Genomic DNA, 372 nt, shown 5'->3' on the forward strand with positions numbered 1-372 from the left:
CACTGGTGTTCGGGTTGTCATGCCAATGGCACTGCCCGGTAGCTAAGTGCGGAAAAGATAAGCGCTGAAAGCATCTAAGCGCGAAACTTGCCTCGAGATGAGTCTTCCCTGGGCCTTTAAGGCCCCTGAAGGAACGTTTAAGACTAAGACGTTGATAGGCTGGGTGTGTAAGTGCAGCGATGCATTGAGCTAACCAGTACTAATGATCCGTGAGGCTTAACCTTACAACACCAAAGGTGTTTTAGAGAGATTGAAGTAGATTTTCAGCGAAGTTCCGAGATTGGTTTCGATGGCGACACGAGAGTGACGCGGTTGGAATGAAACAGAATTTGCCTGGCGGCAATAGCGCGGTGGTCCCACCTGACCCCATGC

Annotated in this window: 1 rRNA gene; it reads left to right on the plus strand. The window is 50.5% G+C overall.

Annotation, left to right across the window (positions count from 1 at the left end):
- Positions 1-224 (plus strand): 23S ribosomal RNA (locus JHD74_RS26200); the annotation flags it as partial.
- Positions 225-372 lie beyond the last annotated feature (148 nt).

The organism is Serratia sp. ASV30 (genome assembly GCF_016428815.1).
Taxonomy (GTDB): Bacteria; Pseudomonadota; Gammaproteobacteria; order Enterobacterales; family Enterobacteriaceae; genus Chania; species Chania fonticola_C.